The organism is Paenibacillus sp. BIHB 4019 (assembly GCF_002741035.1).
GTDB lineage: Bacteria > Bacillota > Bacilli > Paenibacillales > Paenibacillaceae > Pristimantibacillus.
The window spans coordinates 2,120,001-2,144,238 of sequence record NZ_CP016808.1 but is presented as its reverse complement, the minus strand read 5'-3'; the positions used below and the strand labels follow the sequence as shown (position 1 = coordinate 2,144,238).

The following is a 24,238-nucleotide window of genomic DNA, read 5'->3' as shown; positions in this document are numbered from 1 at the left end:
ATTTCCTCCTACAGATTCACTTGTTCATATCCCGAATGAATAGGTTTAAAAATCCCTCTTATTTCAACCTTCTCAGATACAATAACCTGCTGTACCGTATCCAAATCATCCTCTGGAAAATGAATGGACAAGGCGCAGCCCGCCGTAATCTCTTTGGGGGTCGGACAAATATCTATTTCAATTTCTGCATATTCGAGCAGCATTTCAGCGCGCAACGCCTGCTGTGTGGAATCAAAAGCAATCAACATAAGCCACTTTTCTCCTCTCCCTCTTTTTACGCAACGTAATCAGTGGGTTTATGACGTATAAAATGGTTGTCCTATCCATATACTAGATAACATATTAGCTATAACGGAGGGATTCTATGAAACTTTCTTTTTTGAAAGAAGTGCCGTTGAAAGTTCCGCATACTGATACCAACGCTATGACGTTAATCGTAAACCGCCTCTCCCTTATGCTCAACGAGCTTTCAGGCACCAGGCCGCTCATCATTGTATGCGTGGGCACTGACCGTTCTACGGGCGATTCGCTTGGCCCCATTATCGGAACCTCTCTCGCAAAATACAACAGCCCTTACTTTACTTTATACGGCACGCTGGAAGAGCCGGTTCACGCGATGAACCTGACCGATACACTGGCACTTATCCATCACAACCATCACAATCCATTCATCATAGGCATTGATGCTTGTTTAGGACAAGTTTCCAGCATCGGCTCTGTTCATATCGGGACGGGTCCGGTACGCCCAGGCGCCGGTGTTAATAAGGAGCTCCCGCCTGTAGGTGATATGCACATTACCGGCATTGTGAATGTGGGCGGTTTTATGGAATATTTCGTGCTGCAAAATACTCGTCTGCATCTTGTCATCAAGATGGCCGACCTTATTGCTTTTAGTCTTTTCTCCGCTATAATGGGCAGCAATCGAGTTATGCTGCAGGCTAGGGAGCAAGCTGCATCAGCCGAATGATCCAGTCTCCAGCCTTTGGCCCGCCGTTTTTATTTCGCTTTCGCAATTGCTTGCAGCTCTTCCGGTGTTAACGGATACGTTGATTGTCCAGCCTCTAATGGCTTGGCATACACATATGCACTATCCCTGCTATGAATGCTTGATACGACGACTCCGTCTTGCGCCGCATTTACAATCGCGATGGAGAAGCTAAGGTCGCTTCCTTGCTCCGAGAATGCATTATAGCGAATAACACCCAAGCGTCCCTTCTCCTCAAGCTGGCGCCGTTCCAGTTGTTCCAGCTTCGCTTCTACTACTCTCGAATACCTGGCATGCTCGGCTATTTCCTGCTTCAACCCAATAACGACTTCTTCAATGTTCGTAATACCCGTATCACCCATAACCTCTACGTACTGCTTGCGTAATTTTTTAAGCCTTCTTCCTAGACTTATAACCCAAATTAAAATAATAAAAAGCAGCACTACCAGCAATGCCAACAAACCGTATAAAGGGTTGTTCATCCAATCATTCATGTAAACCTTTCCGCCCCCAGAAGAAAATCAAATTTTATATTGCGCACGTATTTCACGCACCGCATCAACGAGCGCACGCACTTCCGCTTCCGTTGTAAAATAACCCACACTCGCTCTAATCGCTCCTGTAGCCATCGTACCCGCACTGGCATGAGCAAGCGGTGTGCAATGAAAGCCCGCACGCACAGCGATTTGATAATGCTGGTCCAAAATAAAAGACATCTCCGAAGGATCAACGCCATCCGCCACAAAAGAAACCATGCCCGTCCGCTGCTCCCCAAGCTTCGGTCCAAGCAGCCTGATTCCTTCTACTTCGGATAACCCCTCCATCATCTGCTGAGTAAGTGTCCATTCCTTAGTATGGATTTTATGAACCGTCTCATTCAGAACATATTCTACGCCTGCCTTCAAACCTGCCAGGCCGGGTGTATTTTGAGTTCCTGCTTCATAACGATCTGGACGCACATGAGGCTGCTCAGCTGCCTCAGATTGGCTTCCAGTGCCTCCATGCAGCATTGGGACAAGGTCTAGCTCCGGATGGATATACAAGCCCCCTGTGCCCTGTGGACCGAGCAGCCCTTTATGTCCTGGGAAAGCCAGCATATCAATTCCCATTGCTTCAACATCAATTTCCAAAATCCCCGCACTTTGAGCCGCATCCACTAGCAGCTTTACACCTCTTTGGCGGGTTAGCTCGCCAATTTCAGCTAAAGGAACAATGGTTCCGAGCAGGTTTGAACTATGACTTACGATAACCAGCGTCGTCTGCGGCATAAGCGCATCTCTCACTTGATCTACCGTTATGTTCCCCTGTTCATCTGCCTCAATATAGGTAACCTTTATTCCGAGCGACTGCTTCAGAAATTCTAACGGCCGTCTTACGGAATTATGCTCAATCCCAGTAGCAACTACATGATCGCCTTCTTTTATATACCCTTTTATCGCCATATTCAAAGCGCCTGTTGTATTCCCTGCAAAGGCAATATCATTAGGGTTTCTCACCTTAAACAACTTAGCCAGCTGCTTTCGTGTATCAAACAATACACGACTAGCACGCACAGCCATGCGATGACTGCCTCTCCCCGGGTTAGCCGCGTCATGCATCATAGCATGCTGCACCGCTTCAATAACCGAGTCAGGCTTCGGCCATGATGTTGCAGCATGATCTAAATAAATGATTTCCTCACCATTAGCCTTCATCATTCATCCACTCCCACCATCACTTACGTGTCTTCTCATAACAATAGCATACCTTAGTTTAATCTTCAGGATCAAAGATTACACCTCGGGTATGCTATCTTATCAAGACTACGCCATGTATTGAAGCATCTCCAGAAGCCGTTCCAAGTCCTGTTTATTATAATATTGAAGCTCAATTTTACCTTTATCCTTTTGCTGCTTAATTTTCACCGTTGTTTTGAATCGTTCTCTGAGCGATTCCTCTAAACTTTCAATATAAGGATCACGCTTCTTCGCTTTGCTTTTCGCCTGTTTGCCATCATTGCTGTCCTCATCCTTAAGTGACTCAAGCTTTTGAATCGCTTCTTCAAGCTCACGTACGCTCCAGCCTTGATTAATAATGAGTTCAGCCAATTCCAACTGCACCTTTAAATCTTTAATGCCTGCAAGAGCGCGAGCATGTCCCATGGAAATTGTTCCACGTGAAACATTATCTTTAATCGACTCTGGCAATGCCAGCAATCTTACAAAGTTAGCAATATGCGATCTGGACTTGCCTACTTTCATAGAAAGCTCTTCTTGTGTTAACTTGAACTTGTCCATGAGGTTCTGGTAAGCTATTGCCACTTCTATCGCATTCAGGTCTTCACGCTGCAAATTTTCAATCAGCGCAATTTCCATAACTTGTTGATCCGAGAAAGATCTGACAACTGCCGGAACGGTCGTATTGCCACAAAGCTGCGACGCTCTGAAGCGACGTTCACCTGCAATAATCTCATAGCCCTTCATTACAGTACGAACAATAATAGGCTGAATGACACCGTGCTGCTTAATCGATTCGGCCAATTCTTTTATCGACTGCTCATCAAATGTTTTTCGTGGTTGGTAAGGGTTCGGCCGCAATTGTGTAATTGCAACTTCAATGACTTTATCATCATCGTTTACCGAAAGCGATGGAATAAGCGCATCCAGACCTCTACCTAGCCGCTTGCTCATACGTAATCACTTCCTTCGCCAGTTCAAGATATACTTCTGCACCCTTCGATTTGGGATCATACGTAATGATCGCTTGTCCATGAGAAGGCGCTTCACTTAAACGCACATTACGTGGAATAATCGTCTGGTATACTTTCTGTTGAAAATATTTCTTCACTTCTTCAATAACTTGAATGCCCAGATTCGTTCTGGCATCAAGCATCGTAAGTAATACGCCTTCAATTTGCAGCGTCGTGTTTAAATGCTTTTGCACCAATCTTACCGTATTCAGCAATTGGCTCAAGCCCTCCAGGGCATAATATTCACATTGAATCGGAATGATGACCGAATCCGCAGCAGTCAAGGAGTTAATCGTTAATAATCCCAATGATGGCGGGCAATCGATTAAAATGTAATCAAACTGATCCTTTAATAAATGCAGCGCTTTCTTTAAACGAACTTCCCTGGAAATGGTTGGAACTAATTCAATCTCCGCCCCAGCAAGTTGAATGGTAGCAGGGATAATTTTCAAGCCAGGAATTTTCGTATCAGCCAACGCTTCGTGTGGATCAATATCATTAACAAGCACATCATAAATACAGCTTTCAACATCTGCCTTATTAATACCTACTCCGCTAGTCGTATTGCCTTGCGGATCAATATCAACAAGCAGTACCCGTCTGCCAAGCGTCGCCAGACAAGCACCCAAATTAACTGATGTCGTCGTCTTGCCGACGCCACCCTTCTGATTCGCTATTGCTATAATTTTAGACAAGTCTTTCACCTCTATACTCTGTGTAAAAGCTATTAACAAAGAAGCAATACAAGCGGTAACCGTCCAGTAGCGGGACATCGCCTAGTAGTAATATTAGCATAAATGGATTCGCCGCCCTCAGCAAGCAGCGAGGACGGCAGCAGTTAAATCTATTATCGCATTTAATAGTATCTACATGCAAATGAGGATTTGCGAGCCCCTTTAACGAATCATACGCTTAACGTTTAGGAATGTGAATCACAATTTCATAATGGTCCTCGTGATCCTTCTCATTTGTCTTAATTTGCAAGCCTGAGCCTGACACCATCTCGATAGACTGTCTAATCGTATTAAGAGCAAGCCGAACATCTTTCGTAAAAGATACCCGCTTCGCTTTTTTTGCTTTAACCGTTTCATTCAGGAAAGCAATCCGAATTTCCGTTTGCTTTACATTGAGCTCTTTGGAAATAATCTCTTCCAGCACTTGAAGCTGAAGCTCTTCAGTAGGCAGAGCCAGCAATGCCCGTGCATGACGCTCGGTAATTTTGCGTTCCATTAACGCGCTTTTAACTACCTCATTAAGTGCCAGCAATCTTAGTTTGTTGGCAATCGTTGATTGGCTCTTGCCCAATCGCTGCGCCAAGCTTTCCTGCGTCAATTGATGCAGCTCAATCAGCTTCTGATAAGCAACAGCCTCTTCAATAGCCGTTAAATTTTCCCGCTGCAAATTTTCGATTAATGCGATAGATGCCGTTTGCGAGTCATTAAACTCACGAATAATGCCTGGTATCGTATCATAACCAAGCTTCGTCACAGCACGCCAGCGGCGTTCTCCCGCAATAATTTCATAGCGGTTGTTCCGCATCCGCACGACGATAGGCTGAATAATGCCATGCGTCTTAATCGTCTGGCATAACTCATCAATTCGTTCATCATCAAATATCGACCTCGGTTGAAATGGACTCGTGTCGATTTCATTAACCGGAATTTGTTTAACCTCTTCACTATTGTTGCTGCGTTGGTCATGCAAACCAAACAAACGAGAAAGTTGTTCTTTCATTTATCCACTACCACCCGATCAAGAAACGGCCCCATCAGCAGAGCCAGCTTCAAAGATGTGCTGCCAAATAACAGTCTTGCTTGTGTTCTGTTCCACTTCAATCGAGACAATCGGAAAACTTACAGACGGCTACAAATGATATACTTTCCTATATTTCAAGCGTAAACGGCTGTCTTCGTCCTCTGACGGAAAAGCTGCCGTTTTGAGGGTGAAATATACGCCGATTATAGGGGGAGTCTTATAAATTTTTATCCTTTAAAGGAAATTGATCCATCTGCCCCACTAACGATTTAAGATTTGCGCCTTGAAACAACAGCAGATGTTATGTACCTTGCTTATCTATGCTAACGAATAAGGTGAAACGGCTGTCTTCAACCTTTGGCGGCACGGCGCGTTTCATTCCAGAAAATATAAGCAGCATAAAGCAAAATCTTATGCCAGCTCCTATTTCAAAAAATGTGTGCTGCACTGCAAAAACACAGCGCATCCTGCTAATTTGTTCTCTCTATTATTTCTACTTGCGCCTAAGTATTTCCTGCTTGACAGCCTTGAATGCCAAATAAAAATACAAGCAGAAATTTGGAAATAGTAAGCAATGTTTCACGTGAAACATCCTAAACTTACCATTTCCATTTATCTGCCTCAATCTTAAAATCTATAAAATGGATCATTTAAATCTTCTTTATACAATAGGTTGTTTTAGCGGTGTTCCCGCCTTACGGGGGTATTTGCGCGGAGTGGCTTCACGTTTCTCAATCAGCACAATATGCCTTTCGGATTGTTCAAATGGTAAAGTGAAGCTGTGCTCGGAACGAACAGCAGCTTTCAGCTCCTTCAAGCTGGTCCCCGCTTCCCGAACCTCTTCCTCACTTTGCGAACCCTTCATCGCTGCGAACAGACCGCCCTTGCGTACAAATGGCAAGCAAAACTCATTCAATACATTCAGCCTGGCAACCGCTCTTGCTGTTACCAAGTCATATGCATCGCGATGGCCTTGCAGTCTGCCGATATCTTCGGCACGGCCATGAACACAGCTGACATCGTCTGCAATACCTAGCTGCTCTGCTAAAGCATTAAGAAACTGGATACGTTTATTCAAGGAATCAACAATTACAATTTTCAAATGCGGGAAGCAAATTTTAAGCGGAATGCTCGGAAAGCCTGCTCCGGATCCTATATCAGCTATTTTGCTGACTGCCTCCATATCGATAAAAAAAGAAAGGGAAACCGAATCATAAAAATGCTTTTCATATACGGCCTCACGCTCTGTAATACCGGTCAAATTCATACGTTCATTCCATTCGACCAATAAACGATAATACGTATCGAACTGATCGAGCTGATGCTGGGATAAGGCTATCCCCCGCTCCTGCATCAGCTTTGGAAACCACTCTATCGTCTGTTCCATCGTTTGTTCTTCTATCCTCTCGCCGCTACAACGCGGTTATAATGCTCCAAATAAACGAGCAGTATGGAAATATCGGCTGGTGTTACGCCAGCTACCCTGGAAGCCTGACCGATAGACAACGGTCTGATGTCCGACAGCTTTTGCTTCGCTTCCGAAGCAAGTCCTTGCACGTCGAAATAATCGATATCATCCGGTATACGCTTCTTCTCCATTTTGCTCAATCGTTCAACCTGCAGCAGCTGCTTCTCGATATATCCAGCATATTTAATTTGAATTTCGACCTGCTCCTTCATCTCCTCTGTCAAAGCAAGCTCTGAAGGTGTGATGCTTTCCAGCATCGCATACGTAATTTCCGGACGGCGCAGCAATGATAACGCATCTACTGTAAACGGAATTTCAGCTGATTCCGCAGCTTTTAATACGGGCTGCGCTTCTTCTGGTTTCACTTTTGTTATACGCAATCTTTCAATTTCCTGCTCAACCAATGCTTTTTTATTCAAAAAGCTTTCATAACGCTCTTCCGAAATCAAACCAATCTCATAGCCAATTGGCGTCAGTCTCAGGTCAGCATTATCATGGCGAAGCAGCAAACGATATTCCGCACGGGAAGTCAGCAAGCGATAAGGATCATTCGTCCCCTTCGTTACAAGGTCATCGATCATTACGCCAATATAGCCTTGGGAACGTGCAATAATGACCGGCTCTTTCCCCTGCACTTTACGGGCAGCGTTAATACCGGCAATAACACCTTGACCAGCGGCTTCCTCATAACCGGAAGTTCCATTGATTTGTCCAGCTGTGAATAACCCGTCGACAACCTTTGTCTCCAATGAAGGCCAAAGCTGTGTTGGAACGACCGCGTCATATTCAATCGCATAGCCATTGCGCATCATTTCAACTTTTTCCAATCCTGGGATTGATCGTAAAATGCCCAATTGGACATCCTCCGGCATGCTTGTGGAAAGCCCTTGTACATAATACTCCGACGTATGCAGACCTTCCGGCTCCAAAAAGATTTGATGTTTTGGCTTATCGGCAAAACGGACAATTTTATCCTCGATCGATGGGCAATATCTTGGGCCTGTGCCTTCAATTGCTCCCGAGAACATTGGCGCGCGATGCAAATTATCGTTAATGATTTTGTGCGTTTGCTCGGACGTGTAGGTCAACCAGCAAGGAAGCTGCTCATTATTGGAGGAAATCGTCTCATGCGAGAAAAATTTCGGCTGCTCATCGCCCGGTTGAATTTCTGTTTTTGAAAAATCAATCGTATCCTTGTGTACGCGTGGCGGCGTACCGGTTTTGAAACGTACCAGCTCGAAGCCATGCTCCTTCAAGCTTGCAGACAGCTTCAGCGACGGCTGCTGATTATTCGGGCCGCTCTCATACATCAGCTCGCCCATAATGATTTTGCCGCGCAAATAGGTGCCTGTTGTCAGGACAATCGTCTTCGAGCGATAGATTGCGCCTGTTTTGGTCACAAGCCCCACTATCTTGCCTTCCTCCACCATCAGCTCCTCCGCCATTCCTTGGCGCAGCGTCAGCTTAGGCGTCTCCTCAATCGTCTTCTTCATTTCATGCTGATAGGCGAACTTGTCAGCTTGTGCGCGAAGCGCGTGAACCGCAGGCCCTTTGCCTGTATTCAGCATCCGCATCTGTATGAAGGTTTTATCAATATTACGGCCCATTTCGCCGCCTAAAGCGTCCAGCTCACGTACAACATGCCCTTTCGCCGGTCCGCCAATCGACGGATTACACGGCATGAAGGCTACCATATCCAAATTTATCGTCAGCAATAGCGTCTCACAGCCCATACGCGCTGCCGCAAGCGCAGCTTCGCTGCCCGCATGCCCCGCACCGATGACAATAACGTCATATTGCCCTGCTTCGTATCCCATTCCAAGTACCTCCCAAAGCGCTGCTAGCCTGATGGATGTTCGTCCGGAGGCTATTGATCGCTTATTATTTGCCCAAACAAAATTGTGAAAAGATTTGATCAATCAATGAATCTCCGACGGCATCCCCAAGAATTTCACCGAGCGACTCCCAAGCAGAGCGCACGTCAATTTGCATCACATCAATCGGAATGCCTGCTTCTGATGCCTCAATGCCATCAAGCAGCGACTGCTGCGCCCGTTTCAATAAAGCAATATGCCGCACATTGCTGACGTAGGTCAAATCGCCTGAATCCAGCTTGCCTTCAAAAAACATCCCGCTAATCGCCTTCTCCAAATGATCCAGTCCCGCTTCCTGCAGGACCGACATGCGGACAATAGCCTCCGGGCTAAAACGCTGCTCGATTTCTTCCATGTCGAGCTTGCCGGGCAGGTCGGTTTTATTAATAACCAATACCACTTGGCGTCCCGCCATACGGTCCAGCAGCTCACGGTCATCGGCATGCAGCGGCTCATTGTAATTCAGCACGAATAAAATAAGATCGGCTTCCGCAAGCGCCGTATGCGACCGCTCTACCCCGAGCTGCTCGACGAGATCGCTTGTCTCGCGAATGCCTGCTGTATCCAGCAGCCGCAGCGGGATATGATTAAGCGTGACATATTCCTCTATAACATCACGCGTTGTGCCGGGAATATCGGTCACAATCGCTTTATTTTCCTGCGCCAGCATATTAAGCAATGATGACTTGCCCACGTTAGGCCTGCCGACGATTGCCGTCATAATACCTTCTCTTAGTATTTTGCCTTCATTTGCTGTTTTTAAAAGCTTAGCGATTTCATCCAGCGCAATTTGGCTTTGATCACGAATATAAGCAGTCGTCATTTCCTCGACATCATGCTCCGGGTAATCGATATTTACTTCAATATGCGCCAGCAGCTCAATGACCGTCTGCCGGAGTGCTTTAATCCGCTTGGACAACAAGCCTTCTGCCTGTTTGCGCGCAATGGAGAAAGCGCGATCCGACTTTGAACGAATAAGATCGATGACCGCTTCCGCCTGCATTAAATCGATGCGCCCGTTCAGAAAGGCCCGCTTCGTAAACTCGCCGGGCTCAGCTAATCGCATATCTTCCTGCATCAGCACGACGTCAAGCACCTTCTTAACCGCCACTACGCCGCCATGAGCATTAATTTCCACAACATCCTCGGCTGTAAAAGAACGCGGCCCACGCATAAGCGTCACCAGCACCTCTTCAATCTGCTCGCCGGTAGCCGGGTGAACAATATGCCCATAATGTACCGTATGGCTGTCTGCTTCACGCAGATCCGTTCGGCTCTGAAATAGCGCAGCTGTCCCCGCTATCGCATTAGGACCGCTAATGCGGATAATGGCAATACCGCCCTCTCCAACAGCGGTTGAAATCGCGGCTATCGTATCTTGTATCATTGTGTTCAGCACCTCTCAAATGGAAAAACAGCAATGACCATGGGAGCCATTGCTGCGAATCTGTTCTACCTTTATCACTTCAGTGCAATGACAATCCGCCGATGCGGCTCATCACCTTTACTGTATGTTTTCACACGAGGATGATTTTGCAGCTGGGAATGAATGACCTTCCGCTCATGGGAAGACATCGGCTCCAGCACCACCTCTTTCTTCGTGCGAATCACTCTGCCCGCAAGGCGCTCTGACAGCTCTTCCAGCGTCTTGCGCCGGCGCTCGCGAAAATCCTCTGCATCAAGTACGATACGAAGATGACTGTCCGAATAGCGGTTTGCCACAATATTAACCAAGTACTGCAATGCATCGAGCGTCTGCCCGCGCCTTCCGATTATCATGCCGAGATCTCCCCCGCCTGAAATCGAAAGCTGCGTGCCTTCCCTCGTCTGCTTGCGTTCAATGGATACATCTAGTCCCATTGTGCTCGCCACTTCCCGAAGGAACTGCTCAGCTTCACTTGTTGGATCAGGAATAAGCTCCAGTTCTACTTTCGCTTCTTTCACGCCGATCAAACCGAGGAATCCTTTGGACGGCTGCTCAAGAACAGCCACCCTCACACGATCCTCAGCCACATTTAATTGTGTCAAACCACTTTGTACAGCCTCTTCTACCGTTTTCCCTGATGCAACGATTTTCTTCATTTCGCGAGGGCCCCCTTACGTTTACCCTTACCTTTAGATTGTTTATCGTTGGTGCCTGTATCGTCATTGCCTTTTTTGTCAGCATTGCGCACATACAAGAAATAGTTTTGAATGATTGTGTAAATGTTGCTGTAAATCCAGTAAAGCGGCAGAGCTGCTGGGAAATTAATCGCCATGACGAAAATCAACACTGGGAAAATGGCGAGCATCGCTCCCATACCAGGCATTGTTTGCGTCTGTTGTTTCTGCATCATCTTCGATTGGATAAAAGTCGTCGCCGCGGCGATAACCGGAAGAATGTAATAAGGGTCCTTCTCCCCTAGCTGCAACCACAAGAAAGCATGCGTACGCACCTCAGGGTTCATATATATCGCATTATAGAGCGCGATAAATACAGGCATCTGTACAATGAGCGGCAAACATCCTGCCATCGGATTTACCTGATTGGCCTGGAACAGCTTCATTGTCTCTTCCTGCTGCTTTTTCGGGTCATCCTTGTATTTCTTCTTCATCTCAGCAATTTGCGGCTGCAAAGCCTGCATAGCCTTCGAACTGCGATATTGCTTAATCGTCAGCGGCAAAATGGCTGTTCTTACAATAATGGTAATGAGCAGAATGGCTATGCCATAAGCACCGCCGAACCAATCTGCGAACGTATCAAGCGTAAGCGCAAAATAATAAACGACATTTTTCTGCCAGAAGTTTCCCTTAAGCAAATCCTCTGTACTCGTCGTTTGAGCTACCTGCGAACCGCAGCCTGCAATGACTACCACTGCCATTAGCATGCCTAAAACAAAAAGCCATTTACGGTTTTCTTTCCGAAACAACATGAAAACTCCTCTCTTGAGAGCCGATGCTTCGCCTATCCAGCATAAACGGTTTCGTCGCCATTTAGCACAAACTACGCAGTTTCGCATGAGATAAATCTGCATCGTTACAGACATATTTCTTATACCTTCTCATCCTTTAAACTATACCATAATTGGTAGGACAAAAGAAAGGAATGGCATGAGGTATTTTCGGTACCTATGTAAACGTTTTTTTAATATGGTCAGGGATAACCATTTCTATTATTCAGGAGCTTCTTTTTCTACGCAAAACGGACGGTTTCCAAAGGACAATAACTCCTTCTACGCTTAGCGTTTCAGGAGCCCGGCCTTCCTTAACACATGCATAATGCTTTTTTCCAGTTGGCTCGTCTCCATCGCTACGGCAGGCTTTCTTACAATAATAATGAAGTCGACCTTTGGAACGATCCGTGCCTCATTCAACCTGATGATTTCTTTAATGACACGGCGCATCCGGTTGCGAACAACCGCATTGCCGATTTTTTTGCTTGCTGAAATGCCCAGTCGGAAAGGCTCCGCCACAGGCTGCTTCGACCAATATACGACGAACTGCCCGTTGGCGAACGATTTGCCTCCCCGGTAGACCCGGCCAAAGTCGCTACGGTTACGCAGACGCAATCTTCTTTGCACGACTCCATTTCACCGTTCTTTCCTTAATATGTTCAAAAGTATCGTGGGCAAGGCAAAAAAAAAGACCACCCGACGTGGTCTTTTGCTTATGCGCTAAGAACTTTTCTGCCTCTTTGACGACGCGCCGCCAAAACTTTACGTCCGTTTTTCGTGCTCATCCGTTTGCGGAATCCATGCACTTTTTTACGTTTGCTAACATTCGGTCTAAATGTAGGTCTCATTTACTCTGCACCTCCCGTACTTCTTCTTAAAAAAAACAGGTAGTTCAATTAAAGCACGTACCCTTCGGAAAGTCAACTCATCAGGCGCCTTTCAGACAAGAAATCGAAAGCTGTGGATAAATGAATGAAATCGGCGATTTTGCAGAAAATGAATAAGCTGTGCACAACTTTTTCAGCCGACTTACGAACTTTGTCGAAATCTTAACAAGATATAAACAATATCTAGTGTTGTGCGCAACTTTTATACACAAGCTATTGAATATGTGGATAAAATCTTCGAATCCGTTGAAATACAAGGGATCTTTTGCTATGATGGATATGTTTTATATGTGGATACCTTCCCTTTATCCTCAATCTTATTAACAGCCTGTGGATAAAAATGTGAACAAGTTAATCCCCTATTTATAACTCAACCGTTTTCATTTCTTCATATTGTGGATGTTTTCCTTGGAAAAAAGACATTCATTCGACAGAATATGGCTTAATTGCGCCGTTTCGGCGATTTTGATAAGGAGTGACGTCTGTGGACAGCCATGCTTATGATATATGGCAGCAAGTGTTGTCAATTATTCAGACGAAGCTGAGCAAGCCAAGTTTTGATACTTGGTTTAAGGCTACTAAAGCTTCGTTCGTGAATGATACTTTGCTTGAAGTTACGGCACCGACAACATTTGCAGCTGAATGGCTGGAAGGCCGTTATACAAAATTAATTCGCACAACCCTGTTTGAATTTCTAGGCAGACAGGTCGATGTGCGTTTTTCCATTGAAGAGGCTCGAAGCTCTGAGCCGGCAGCTATGATGCCGCCCAGGGCAATGGATGTGCCCGTCGTACAGGAAGAAAGCCACACGCATGTGCTGAACTCCAAATATACGTTCGAGACATTCGTTATCGGTGCCAACAATCGCTTTGCCCATGCGGCATCGCTTGCGGTAGCCGAGGCACCGGCCAAAGCTTATAATCCGTTGTTTCTCTACGGCGGCGTTGGCCTTGGAAAAACGCATTTGATGCATGCGATCGGCCACTATATTAAGGATCACAACCCCAATACGAAGATCATGTACATTTCGTCGGAGAAATTCACCAATGAATTTATTAACGCGATTCGTGACAACCGTGGGGAAAGCTTTCGCAATAAATACCGGAATATCGACGTTTTGCTTATTGACGATATTCAATTTTTGGCTGGAAAAGACGGGACGCAGGAGGAGTTTTTCCATACCTTCAATGCGCTTCATGAAGAACGCAAGCAGATCGTCATCTCCAGCGACCGCACGCCGAAGGAAATTCCGACCCTGGAGGAACGCCTTCGTTCCCGCTTTGAATGGGGCTTAATTACCGACATCCAAGCGCCTGACCTGGAGACGCGAATTGCCATTTTGCGCAAGAAGGCCAAGGCCGAAAATCTCGATATTCCCAATGAAGCGATGGTTTATATCGCTAACCAGATCGATACGAATATTCGTGAGCTGGAAGGCGCCCTGATCAGGGTTGTCGCCTATTCCTCGCTCATTAATCAGGATATTTCCTCCCATTTGGCAGCCGAAGCGCTGAAGGATATTATTCCTTCAAGCCGGCCGAAGCTGATTACCATCAACGAGATCCAGCAGAAAGTCGGGGAGTTTTATGGATTGCGGCTTGAGGAGTTTAAAGCGCGCAAACGGACGAAAGCTGTGGCTTATCCGCGGCAAATCGCCATGTACCTCTCTCGCGAGCTGACGGACCACTCGCTGCCGAAGATTGGCGAAGCATTTGGCGGACGGGACCATACGACGGTCATTCATGCCCATGAGAAAATTACGCAGCAGCTTAAAATTGATCAGGACTTGTACAAAATTTTGCAAAACCTGACTGAAAAAATCAAAAATCATACGTAAGCCGTTAAGCAGGACAATTTGCGCTGAAAAGTTATCCACTTTTATACGGAAAACGAACACAAGCCTATGCACAGTCTATACACATGTGGATAGGCTTGATCTATCAGCACTTGTCCCGCTTATCCACATATTCAGGCCCCCTACTACTACGACTACTAAAAATCTTTAAAAAAACATCATCCATAAGCGGAATAAGACATTCGCGAAACATCCACTATGATTCGCTATGTCTCCCTGCGGATATAGGAGAGAAATTATGAAATTAACGATTTCAAAAAATGAACTAAACGATGCGATCCAGCAGGTAGCGAAAGCAATCTCCTCCAGACCAGCCATCCCGATTCTCGGTGGAATCAAAATAGATGTTACCCATCAAGGTGTAACCTTAACGGCAAGCGATACTGAAATATCTATTCAAAGTTTCATCCCGGTAGAACGCGATAATTTATTTATTGCACATGTGGATAAACCGGGAAGCGTCGTTCTCCCTGCTAAATTTTTTGTCGAGATTATTAAAAAGCTGCCTTCCGATAATGTTGAAATTCAGGTTGGCGCTCAGTTCCAGACGATGATCCGCTCCGGCTCCTCCGACATCCAAATGGTCGGTCTTGATCCTGAGGAATTTCCAATTTTGCCGTCTATTGAAGAAAATGGCTTATTTCAAATGCCAGGCGATTTGTTGAAAACGATGATCCGCCAAACGGTATTAGCCGCTTCCACCAATGAGCAAACCGCGGTATTGACCGGCGTATTATGGACGCTGAACAATCAACAGCTGAAATTTATAGCAACGGATCGCCACCGTCTGGCAAGCCGCAATGCGCATACCGAAACCGATCCGGAATATCGATTCTCCAATGTCATTATCGCCGCAAAAACGCTGGTCGAGCTGTCAAAGCTTGTCCCTGAGCAAAATGCCCTCGTGGATATTGTCGTCGCCGACAACCAGGTCATGTTTAAGCTTGGAAATGTACTGTTCTATACACGTATGCTTGATGGCATGTACCCGGATACTTCCAAGATTATTCCGCAGACGTACAAAACAGAACTTGTCGTCGATACCAAAAATTTAATGGATGCAATCGACCGCGCTTACTTGATGTCGCGTGAAGAGAAGACGAATATTGTGCGTCTGATTACGCTTGATGACAATTCGATCGAGATTTCTTCAAGCTCGACCGAGCTTGGCCGCGTAACCGAGCAGATCGATGCCAAGAAATTTGAAGGCGAGCCGCTGCGCATTTCTTTCAACTCCAAGTTCATGCTCGATGTGCTCAAAGTAATTGACAGCGAGCAAATTTTCATTGGCTTTACAGGTGCTATGAGCCCGATTATCATTAAGCCGACCGATCATTCGTACAACATGTACGTAATTTTGCCTTACCGGACAACAACGTAGCAGCCTCGCGAGAAGGCTAGCGAAAGATTTGGATAGAGCTCGAGAAGAGGAAGGTGGGCAAGCCACGATGAAGGAAGTTGCCATTCGCACCGAATATATTCCGTTGGGGCAGTTTTTAAAGCTATCGGATTGTATATCCACAGGTGGACAAGCTAAATTTTTTCTGCAGGAGAACAAGATTACGATCAACGGCGAGACGGATAACAGACGTGGACGCAAGCTGTATGTCGGGGACCGTGTCGAAGTAGAAGGCTTCGGCGTCTTTACTGTTACCGGTTCATAACGATTAGCTAAGGACCGGGAGGGGCAGCAGACGTGTTTTTAAAAAATATTCATTTGCAAAATTACCGCAACTACGGACAGCTTGAGCTGGAGACGAGTAATCAGGTCAATCTGTTCGTCGGTCCGAACGCCCAGGGCAAGACGAATTTGCTGGAAGCGATATTTGCGCTTGCCCTCACCAAATCGCACCGCACGTCCAAGGACAAGGAGCTGATTGGCTGGGAAGCGGATTCGGCTCGCCTGCAAGGCATGGTAGATAAGCGCTATGGTACGGCGCAGCTTGAGCTGCTGCTGTCGACGCAGGGGAAGAAAGCGAAAATTAACGGGCTCGAGCAGCGCAAGCTGAGCAACTTTATCGGGTCGCTGAATGTGGTCATGTTCGCGCCAGAGGATCTCGAAATTGTAAAAGGCACGCCGGGTGTACGCAGACGGTTTCTGGATATGGAAATCGGTCAAGTGCAGCCCGGTTATTTGCATACCCTTCAGCAATACGGCAAGGTGCTTGTACAGCGCAATAACTACCTGAAGTCTGCATCCCCCGCCTCCATGCAGCAGACGATGCTGGATGTATGGAATACGCAGCTCGCCGAGCTAGGTGTTAAAATTATGAAAAAAAGGGAACACTTCATACATAAACTGCAGCGCTGGGCTGAGCAGATCCATTCTGGCATTACGGCTGGCAGCGAACAGCTCACGATTACCTACCGTCCATCGCTTGGCAGCGGCGAGCCGGAAGATGAATCTGTTTTATTTGAGCAATTTATGATAAAGTTAACACAAGTGAAAGAGCAGGAGATTCGCAGAGGGATGTCGCTCGTCGGGCCTCATCGCGATGATTTGGCCTTTTTTATTAACGGCAAAGAGGCATCTGTATATGGTTCCCAGGGACAGCAGCGCACAACCGCACTCTCGCTAAAGCTGGCAGAAATTGAGCTGATTGCTGAGGAGATTGGGGAATATCCGCTGCTGCTTCTTGATGATGTTCTGTCTGAGCTTGACCAGCACCGGCAGACGCAGCTCATAGAAACATTTCAGAGCAAGGTGCAGACGTTCATCACGACAACCGGGCTTGAGAGCGTCAATATTAGCAAGCTGCAGGACGCTTGTATCTATAATGTGCGTGAAGGCCAAGTGACGCGCGGATAAGCGCAAACGATCGGGAGGCGGGGGAGCATGTATATCCATTTGGGCGGCGAGAAAATTATTCGGGCTGCCGAGCTGGTAGCCATTTTCGATATATCCATAGAGCAATCCTCCAAGTTATCCAAGCAGTTCGTTGCAGGCGCTCGCAAGCGCAAGGACGTGGAGACGATTGGCGAAGAGGAGCCGAAATCCATCGTTGTGACGAAGCAGAAAATCTATTATTCGCCAATTTCATCCTCCACCTTGAAGAAGCGGGCTCATCATTTTGTAGCGAATGGCTGACAAGGGCCAGAATAACGTGTAGCAAGAGCAGTTGAGAGGAGCAGTGAGCATTAATGTCTTTGAATCCGCAGCATACGTATGACGAGAGTCAGATCCAGGTGCTAGAGGGACTGGAAGCCGTCCGCAAACGCCCTGGTATGTATATTGGCTCCACAAGCAGCAAGGGACTCCACCATCTCGTATGGGAGGTTGTCGATAACAGTATCGACGAGGCGCTTGCTGGCTATTGTAATCAAATTGATGTCACGATTCATGAAGATAACAGCATTACCGTAGTCGACAATGGACGTGGTATCCCTGTCGGCGAGAATGCCAAGCTGAAGAAGTCGACGCTTGAAGTCGTCATGACCGTGCTTCATGCCGGCGGTAAATTTGGCGGAGAAGGCTATAAAGTTTCCGGGGGCTTGCACGGGGTCGGCGTGTCTGTCGTTAATGCTTTGTCGGAGCGTGTAGTAGCAACCGTCAAGCTTAAAGGGAAAATCCATCAGCAGGCATATCGCCGCGGAGCGCCAGAATCAGACATTCAGGTTATCGGAGAGACATCGCCAGAAGATACTGGTACGACGATTAACTTTAAGCCGGATCCAGAGATTTTTACGGAGACGACGGTTTATGAATACGATATTTTGCAGTCCCGGATTCGGGAGCTTGCTTTTCTAAATAAAGGAATTCAAATTTCGTTGACGGATGAGCGTACAGGGATGACCAATACGTTCAGATACGAAGGCGGCCTTAATGAATTCGTCCAGTTTTTGAACCGCAACAAGGAAGCGCTGCATGAAGCGCCGATTTATGTAGAAGGCTCCAAGGATCATATCCAGGTGGAATTAGGCCTCCAGTATAACGACGGCTATAGCGAAAACATTTATTCCTTCGCGAATAATATTAATACCCATGAGGGCGGAACGCATGAGTCCGGCTTCAAAAGTGCGCTCACGCGGGTTATCAATGACTACGCCCGCAAAACGAACTTGCTGAAGGACAATGATTCCAATTTCTCCGGCGATGATGTGCGCGAAGGTTTGACAGCGATTATTTCGGTCAAAATTCCCGAGCCGCAATTCGAAGGACAAACGAAGACAAAGCTAGGCAACAGCGAGGTTCGCGGTATCGTCGAATCGCTGCTTGCAGAGAAGCTTCAGGAGTTTCTCGATGAGAACCCGGCTGTATCCCGCAAAATTGTAGAAAAAGGCCTTCAAGCTGCCAGAGCACGGGAAGCAGCGCGCAAAGCGCGTGAGCTGACGCGCCGTAAGAGTGCGCTTGAAGTCAGCTCGCTGCCAGGTAAGCTGGCAGATTGCTCCTCCAAGGATGCGGCAATTAGCGAGCTGTACATCGTAGAAGGTGACTCGGCTGGTGGTTCGGCTAAGCAAGGCCGTGACCGTCACTTCCAGGCTATTTTGCCGCTGCGTGGTAAAATTCTGAACGTTGAGCGGGCAAGACTCGACCGTATTCTCGGCAATGCGGAGATCCGGGCGATTATTACGGCGCTCGGAACAGGCATCAGCGAGGACTTTGATTTGGCGAAGGCGCGTTATCACAAAGTCATTATTATGACGGATGCCGACGTTGACGGCGCGCATATTCGTACGCTGCTGCTGACGTTCTTCTATCGCTACATGCGCAAAATTCTCGAAGCGGGCTATATTTATATCGCCCAGCCGCCGCTCTATAAAGTCGAGCGCAACAAGGTCATTCGTTATGCGCAGAACGAGAAGGAACGTGATGAAATTATTGCTGAGTTTGGTCAAACCGGCAAAATTAACATCCAGCGCTACAAAGGCTTGGGCGAGATGGATGCTGTCCAGCTTTGGGAAACAACGATGGATCCGGAAAGCCGTTCGATGCTTCAAGTAACGATTGATGACGCCATTGAAGCCGATACGATTTTTGATACGCTGATGGGCGACAACGTTGAACCGCGTCGTAACTTCATCCAGCAGTATGCTTTAAGCGTTAAAAATCTCGATATTTAGCTTTCCTTGGGATCGTTAATTGCTCAATCTTTTAAGTACAGCGGCATAGCTTGCCGCTTGAAATTAAAAATAGTCGTTTCTAGAATGCGTTTTTATACGGGGCTATGCTCACAGTATGAAGATATGCACTAGTGGCGGCTATTTTCTTTTGTACCGGCCATAGGCAACGGCGTAGCGATATATTTTTTTAAACACAGACTTGTCGGGAAGCTTGCGAAAAATAAACGGATCGGGACAAGTATTGACCTCTAGTATCCATGGGCGCAGCTTCGTATCGATTGCAATATCGACACCGATTTCTTTTATTCGCGGATAAGCCTGAAGCAATTGGTGGACGATGGATAGGCTAAGCTTGTTCAAACGCTGTCTATACGCTTGCTGTTCAGATGCTGACAAATGACCATTCATAAGCTGTTCAAATGGCATTGGCGTGCCGCCGCTATGGTAGTTGGTGACGATTTTTGCGGGATGGGCGAGGCGGCCGATGATGCCTGTCGCTTCCCAGCTACCTTGCGGATTTTTCTGCACCATTACGCGGATATCAAAGCGCCGCTTCTGATGGCGAAGCAGGAAAATCCCCCTTTGGATGAGGTAGCGTTTGCCTACTTGATAGCGATAAAGGCTGTTGTACAATTGGTCGAAGGTGGCGAACGTGCGAACGCTGGTTTCAATCTGGTATCGGAAGCCTCGGCCAGGAGCGGCATACTGCTCGACCCGAATGACTCCTTTTCCAAAGGTGCCGTTGACGGGTTTCACATAAACCATGCCGTACTCGGTAAGCATTGCGAGCAGATTTTCTTTGCTGAACAGCTCGGTAGCAGGCATGTATTCGCGCAAATGTTCGGAGCGCAGGAGCACCTGCGTTTTAGCCCATTTGCTAGTAACGCGCTGTATAGACAAGCTTGATTCCCCTTTCTTTAAATCACTGCCTGAGCCTATCGATTCTTATTCCGGCAGGAGACAGAGTTTAGAATGAGTGGTATAATAAAAGTTGGATTTGTTTAGTTTATGGCAATCGGAGCGTAACGGAATACGGTGTTTAACCTATTTTTTCGTCTATGTTCGTGGAATTTAGGTTTAGTATCGTCTTATTTGAGAAAGAACTAGAGAGACAATGATGTTTACAGGTTTGCAGATAGACGTCAGGGAGGTAAAGCATGGCGGAAGAACAATATTCGCAGATTAAAGACCGTGATATTGGCACGGAAATGCGCGATTCCTTTATGGACTATGCGATGAGTATTATCGTAAGTCGCGCATTGCCCGATGTAAGGGATGGACTCAAGCCTGTTCATCGCCGGATTTTATTCGCAATGTCGGAGCTTGGGATGTCACCGGACAAGCCTCACAAAAAATCCGCAAGGATTGTAGGCGAAGTTATCGGTAAGTATCATCCTCACGGTGATTCGGCTGTGTATGAGTCCATGGTGCGTATGGCACAGGATTTCTCAATGAGGTACATGATGGTAGATGGACACGGCAACTTCGGTTCGGTTGATGGTGACATGGCAGCAGCCATGCGTTACACGGAAGCTCGTCTATCGAAGATTGCAATGGAGCTGCTGCGTGACCTTAACAAGGAAACAGTGAATTTCATTCCGAACTATGACGGTGAAGAGAAGGAGCCTGCGGTATTGCCGGCGCGTTTTCCTAACTTGCTAGTCAATGGTGTAACAGGGATAGCTGTAGGTATGGCAACGAATATTCCTCCGCATAATTTGGGGGAAGTCATTGACGGTGTACAGGCGCTTATTGCTAATCCGGATATAACACCGCTTGAATTGATCGATTATGTAAAAGGTCCTGATTTCCCGACGGCAGGTATTGTTATGGGATTAAGCGGCATTCGTCAAGCTTATTTGACGGGTCGCGGAACGGTGACCATGCGTGCGCGGGCAACGATTGAAGAGAATGGCAACAAAGCGCGTATTATCGTATATGAGCTGCCTTATCAAGTAAATAAAGCCCGTCTCGTTGAGAAAATTGCCGAGCTTGTTCGGGAGAAGAAGATTGACGGCATTACGGATTTGCGTGATGAGTCTGACCGTACAGGCATGCGGGTTGTTATCGAGCTTCGCCGTGATGTGAATCCTAGCGTTGTGCTTAACAATTTATACAAACAGACGCAAATGCAGTCCAACTTCGGCATTAATATGCTGGCTCTTGTTAATGGCGAGCCAAAGACGCTGAATTTGCGCGAAGTACTCTATCATTATTTGCAGCATCAAATCGAGGTTATCCGTCGTCGTACGGAATACGATTTGAAGAAAGCCGAAGCTCGCGCTCATATTTTGGAAGGCTATCGGATTGCGCTGGACCATCTGGATGAGGTTATTGCGTTAATACGCGGTTCCCAAACAGCAGAAATTGCTCGGGAAGGCTTGATCACTCGATTCGACCTTAGCCACGAGCAGGCACAAGCCATTCTCGATATGCGTTTGCAGCGCCTGACAGGTCTGGAACGCGATAAGATCGAAGCAGAATATACAGAGCTTCTACAGAAAATTGCCGAGTTCAAAGCGATTCTCGCTGATGAGCAGCTGGTGCTTGCAATTATTAGCACAGAGCTCAACGAGATTAGAGATCGTTTTGGCGATGAGCGCCGTACGGAAATTACGGCTAGTGATGAGGAAATTCTAGATGAGGATTTGATTCCTCGTGAGGATGTAATTATTTCCATCACGCACAGCGGCTATATTAAGCGCCTGCCGGTTACGACTTATCGGAGCCAGAAGCGGGGCGGTAAAGGTGTCGTCGGCATGGATACGAAGGACAATGACTTTGTCGAGCATCTTTTTGTATCCAATACGCATCACTACTTGCTCTTCTTCACCAATAAGGGCAAGGTGTACAAGCTGAAAGCTTATGAGATTCCTGATCTCAGCCGGACAGCACGCGGTACGCCGATTATTAACTTAATTCAAATCGAGCAGGGCGAGACGATTAATGCGGTAATTCCTGTACAGGATTTTGACCCGGATCACTATCTGTTCTTCGCAACCCGTCAAGGTGTCGTGAAGAAAACGCCTCTCGATGACTATATCAACATTCGCAAAGTCGGCCTCATTGCCATCTCGCTGCGTGAAGACGATGATCTGATTGGCGTCAAGCTGACGGACGGTCAGCAGGAGATTGTTATGGGAACGGCGGAAGGCATGTCGATTCGTTTTTCTGAAAATGATGTGCGCTCTATGGGCCGTTCGGCTACAGGCGTGAAGGGTATCCAGCTTGATGACAGCGATGCTGTTATTGATATGGATATCGTCATGAATGATAATGATGTGCTGATCGTTACGTCCAAAGGCTATGGCAAACGGACGCCAATGAGCGAATATCGTATTCAAAATCGTGGCGGTAAAGGGATTAAGACGCTTAACGTTACGGATAAGAACGGCCCGATCGTCAGCTTGAAGGTCGTTGTAAATGATGAGGATCTGATGATTATGACTGCATCAGGCACATTGATTCGCACAAGCATGGAAGGCATCTCTACAATGGGCCGCAATACGCAGGGCGTTAAATTGATTAATACCCGTGATGAAGATACGGTAGCAACGGTTACTCGTATTGCCCGCAGTGAAGAAGTGAGCGATGACCTGGAAGAAGGCGAAGCAACTGAATTTGATGCTGCACAGCCTTCAGACAGCGAAGAGAACGAATAATTTTTATATCAGGGGAATCCAGGACATGGGGAGGGAACCGTTGTGCCAACGGTGACTTTATCACAAGTGAAGTTAGGCGATAAGATTAGTGAAGATGTCCTTACCCCTTTAGGAAGGGTACTACTTCAGAAAGGCAAGGTTATCGCTGGCCGCGAGCTTGAAATTTTGAGGGCTTTCACCGTTTCAAACGTGACGGTCGATGGACCACCTGCTGCTAAAGCGTCTGAAGATGCGAAAGCAGGCACTGCCTCCAAACAAGTGGACGATAAGCCAATTGCTGCATCATCCCTGCATGATGAATATGACAAGATGCTGGTGCTGCTGAGACAAGTATTTAATGATCATGCAGCGCCGCAAGGCATCCCTATTATGGATATTCGCAATCAGATGGAGAATTTGCTGCAGCATATTAAGAACTATCAGATTTTGACGTTTGTGCCGCGCAGTTTTATGGAGCGTGATTATTTGCTTCATAATAGCATTGCTTGTGCGCTCACCTCTTATCTTATTGCGCAGTGGAACGGCTTTCCTCAAAAAGAATGGATGCAAGTTGCTCTCGGCGGCTTGCTTCATGATTTTGGGAATACGCGTATTGATCGCTCGATTCTTTCTAAACCGACTGCGCTAACCGTAGAAGAGCTGGAAGAGATGAAACGACATACCGTGCTGGGCTACCAAATGCTCAAAAATGTAGCATCTCTGAACGATGGTGCCAAGCTGGCTGCTCTTCAGCATCATGAGCGGGTAGACGGAACGGGATACCCTCTTGGCATTGATGCGGCTAAAATCCATCCATACGGGAAGATTGTAGCTATTGCTGATATTTTTCATGCTATGACCTTGAACAAGTCTTATCGTAAGGCGGTCTCGCCTTATCTAGTTCTAGAGCAGATCCAAAGCGATGCTTTCGGCAAGCTTGATCCGACTTATGTTCGAGTGTTTGTTGAGAAGGTTACGCAGTTCCATAATGGAACAATGGTAAGGCTTAGTGATGAACGGGTAGGAGAGATCGTGTTTTCTGATCATGTGC

23 protein-coding genes (1 of these 23 running past the window's edge) are annotated in these 24,238 nt (G+C 46.8%); 9 read left to right on the top strand and 14 right to left on the bottom strand.

Annotated elements, in window-relative coordinates; translation table 11 throughout:
* Positions 1 to 8: 8 nt before the first annotated feature.
* A complete protein-coding gene (locus tag BBD42_RS09080; protein ID WP_056036053.1) occupies positions 9 to 248 on the bottom strand; it encodes a putative Se/S carrier protein in 240 nt (79 codons plus the stop codon).
* A gap of 116 nt (positions 249 to 364) precedes the next feature.
* Here BBD42_RS09080 and yyaC point away from each other — a divergent pair, with 116 nt between their 5' ends.
* Complete coding sequence (yyaC, locus tag BBD42_RS09075) at positions 365 to 967, top strand: spore protease YyaC (RefSeq protein WP_099517869.1); 603 nt, start codon at positions 365 to 367, stop codon at positions 965 to 967.
* Positions 968 to 996: 29 nt separating this feature from the next.
* Here the strand turns inward: yyaC and BBD42_RS09070 are convergent, their stop codons facing one another.
* From BBD42_RS09070 to rpmH, 12 genes are all read right to left on the bottom strand, one after another.
* Entirely contained in the window at positions 997 to 1,479 is a 483-nt protein-coding gene (locus BBD42_RS09070) for a DUF4446 family protein (RefSeq protein WP_099517868.1), read from the bottom strand.
* Positions 1,480 to 1,506: 27 nt separating this feature from the next.
* Complete coding sequence (locus BBD42_RS09065; protein WP_099517867.1) at positions 1,507 to 2,679, bottom strand: aminotransferase class V-fold PLP-dependent enzyme; 1,173 nt, start codon at positions 2,677 to 2,679, stop codon at positions 1,507 to 1,509.
* 108 nt (positions 2,680 to 2,787) lie between these two features.
* A complete protein-coding gene (locus tag BBD42_RS09060) occupies positions 2,788 to 3,654 on the bottom strand; it encodes a ParB/RepB/Spo0J family partition protein (RefSeq protein WP_056036041.1) in 867 nt (288 codons plus the stop codon).
* Positions 3,635 to 4,408, bottom strand: a complete 774-nt coding sequence (locus tag BBD42_RS09055; RefSeq protein WP_056036038.1) for a ParA family protein — start codon at positions 4,406 to 4,408, stop codon at positions 3,635 to 3,637. The genes BBD42_RS09060 and BBD42_RS09055 overlap by 20 nt, the downstream gene beginning before the upstream one ends.
* Before the next feature lie 217 nt (positions 4,409 to 4,625).
* Positions 4,626 to 5,447 carry a nucleoid occlusion protein gene (noc, locus tag BBD42_RS09050; RefSeq protein WP_099517866.1) on the bottom strand — a complete coding sequence of 274 codons (822 nt, stop codon included), beginning with the start codon at positions 5,445 to 5,447 and terminating at the stop codon, positions 4,626 to 4,628.
* Positions 5,448 to 6,129: 682 nt separating this feature from the next.
* On the bottom strand, positions 6,130 to 6,855 hold the full coding sequence (gene rsmG, locus BBD42_RS09045) for a 16S rRNA (guanine(527)-N(7))-methyltransferase RsmG (RefSeq protein ID WP_099517865.1): 726 nt from the start codon (positions 6,853 to 6,855) through the stop codon (positions 6,130 to 6,132).
* Between the two features lie 11 nt (positions 6,856 to 6,866).
* Positions 6,867 to 8,753, bottom strand: coding sequence for a tRNA uridine-5-carboxymethylaminomethyl(34) synthesis enzyme MnmG (gene mnmG / locus BBD42_RS09040; protein WP_099517864.1), 1,887 nt, complete (start codon positions 8,751 to 8,753; stop codon positions 6,867 to 6,869).
* 64 nt (positions 8,754 to 8,817) lie between these two features.
* A complete protein-coding gene (gene mnmE, locus BBD42_RS09035) occupies positions 8,818 to 10,197 on the bottom strand; it encodes a tRNA uridine-5-carboxymethylaminomethyl(34) synthesis GTPase MnmE (protein ID WP_099517863.1) in 1,380 nt (459 codons plus the stop codon).
* A gap of 74 nt (positions 10,198 to 10,271) precedes the next feature.
* A complete protein-coding gene (gene jag, locus BBD42_RS09030) occupies positions 10,272 to 10,892 on the bottom strand; it encodes an RNA-binding cell elongation regulator Jag/EloR (protein ID WP_099517862.1) in 621 nt (206 codons plus the stop codon).
* A complete protein-coding gene (gene yidC / locus BBD42_RS09025) occupies positions 10,889 to 11,722 on the bottom strand; it encodes a membrane protein insertase YidC (protein ID WP_056036010.1) in 834 nt (277 codons plus the stop codon). The genes jag and yidC overlap by 4 nt, the downstream gene beginning before the upstream one ends.
* Positions 11,723 to 12,028: 306 nt before the next feature.
* Positions 12,029 to 12,370 carry a ribonuclease P protein component gene (gene rnpA, locus BBD42_RS09020; protein ID WP_056036007.1) on the bottom strand — a complete coding sequence of 114 codons (342 nt, stop codon included), beginning with the start codon at positions 12,368 to 12,370 and terminating at the stop codon, positions 12,029 to 12,031.
* An 86-nt stretch (positions 12,371 to 12,456) separates the two neighbouring features.
* Entirely contained in the window at positions 12,457 to 12,591 is a 135-nt protein-coding gene (rpmH, locus tag BBD42_RS09015) for a 50S ribosomal protein L34 (RefSeq protein ID WP_074904820.1), read from the bottom strand.
* 523 nt (positions 12,592 to 13,114) lie between these two features.
* Between rpmH and dnaA the strand changes: the two genes are divergently transcribed.
* The 6 genes from dnaA to gyrB all read left to right on the top strand — a co-directional run bounded on the left by dnaA (position 13,115) and on the right by gyrB (position 19,546).
* Positions 13,115 to 14,467: a chromosomal replication initiator protein DnaA gene (gene dnaA, locus BBD42_RS09010; RefSeq protein WP_099517861.1), complete on the top strand. Its 1,353-nt coding sequence runs from the start codon at positions 13,115 to 13,117 to the stop codon at positions 14,465 to 14,467.
* 256 nt (positions 14,468 to 14,723) lie between these two features.
* Complete coding sequence (gene dnaN, locus BBD42_RS09005) at positions 14,724 to 15,866, top strand: DNA polymerase III subunit beta (RefSeq protein ID WP_046234562.1); 1,143 nt, start codon at positions 14,724 to 14,726, stop codon at positions 15,864 to 15,866.
* 67 nt (positions 15,867 to 15,933) lie between these two features.
* Entirely contained in the window at positions 15,934 to 16,149 is a 216-nt protein-coding gene (yaaA, locus tag BBD42_RS09000) for a S4 domain-containing protein YaaA (RefSeq protein WP_046234561.1), read from the top strand.
* Between the two features lie 32 nt (positions 16,150 to 16,181).
* Positions 16,182 to 17,294 carry a DNA replication/repair protein RecF gene (gene recF, locus BBD42_RS08995; protein ID WP_099517860.1) on the top strand — a complete coding sequence of 371 codons (1,113 nt, stop codon included), beginning with the start codon at positions 16,182 to 16,184 and terminating at the stop codon, positions 17,292 to 17,294.
* A 27-nt stretch (positions 17,295 to 17,321) separates the two neighbouring features.
* The gene (gene remB / locus BBD42_RS08990) at positions 17,322 to 17,573 is read left to right on the top strand and encodes an extracellular matrix regulator RemB (RefSeq protein WP_028608695.1); all 252 of its coding nucleotides are present in this window, start codon (positions 17,322 to 17,324) and stop codon (positions 17,571 to 17,573) included.
* A gap of 53 nt (positions 17,574 to 17,626) precedes the next feature.
* A complete protein-coding gene (gene gyrB, locus BBD42_RS08985) occupies positions 17,627 to 19,546 on the top strand; it encodes a DNA topoisomerase (ATP-hydrolyzing) subunit B (protein WP_056035999.1) in 1,920 nt (639 codons plus the stop codon).
* Positions 19,547 to 19,684: 138 nt separating this feature from the next.
* Here gyrB and BBD42_RS08980 read toward each other — a convergent pair whose 3' ends face one another.
* Positions 19,685 to 20,446, bottom strand: coding sequence for a YheC/YheD family protein (locus tag BBD42_RS08980; RefSeq protein WP_099517859.1), 762 nt, complete (start codon positions 20,444 to 20,446; stop codon positions 19,685 to 19,687).
* 257 nt (positions 20,447 to 20,703) lie between these two features.
* Here BBD42_RS08980 and gyrA point away from each other — a divergent pair, with 257 nt between their 5' ends.
* A complete protein-coding gene (gene gyrA, locus BBD42_RS08975) occupies positions 20,704 to 23,208 on the top strand; it encodes a DNA gyrase subunit A (protein WP_099517858.1) in 2,505 nt (834 codons plus the stop codon).
* A gap of 42 nt (positions 23,209 to 23,250) precedes the next feature.
* Positions 23,251 to 24,238, top strand: partial view of an HD-GYP domain-containing protein gene (locus tag BBD42_RS08970; protein WP_099517857.1) — the 5' portion only. The gene runs 92 nt beyond the window's last position; 988 of the gene's 1,080 nt are visible here — the first part of the coding sequence; the start codon lies at positions 23,251 to 23,253; its stop codon lies off the right edge, out of view.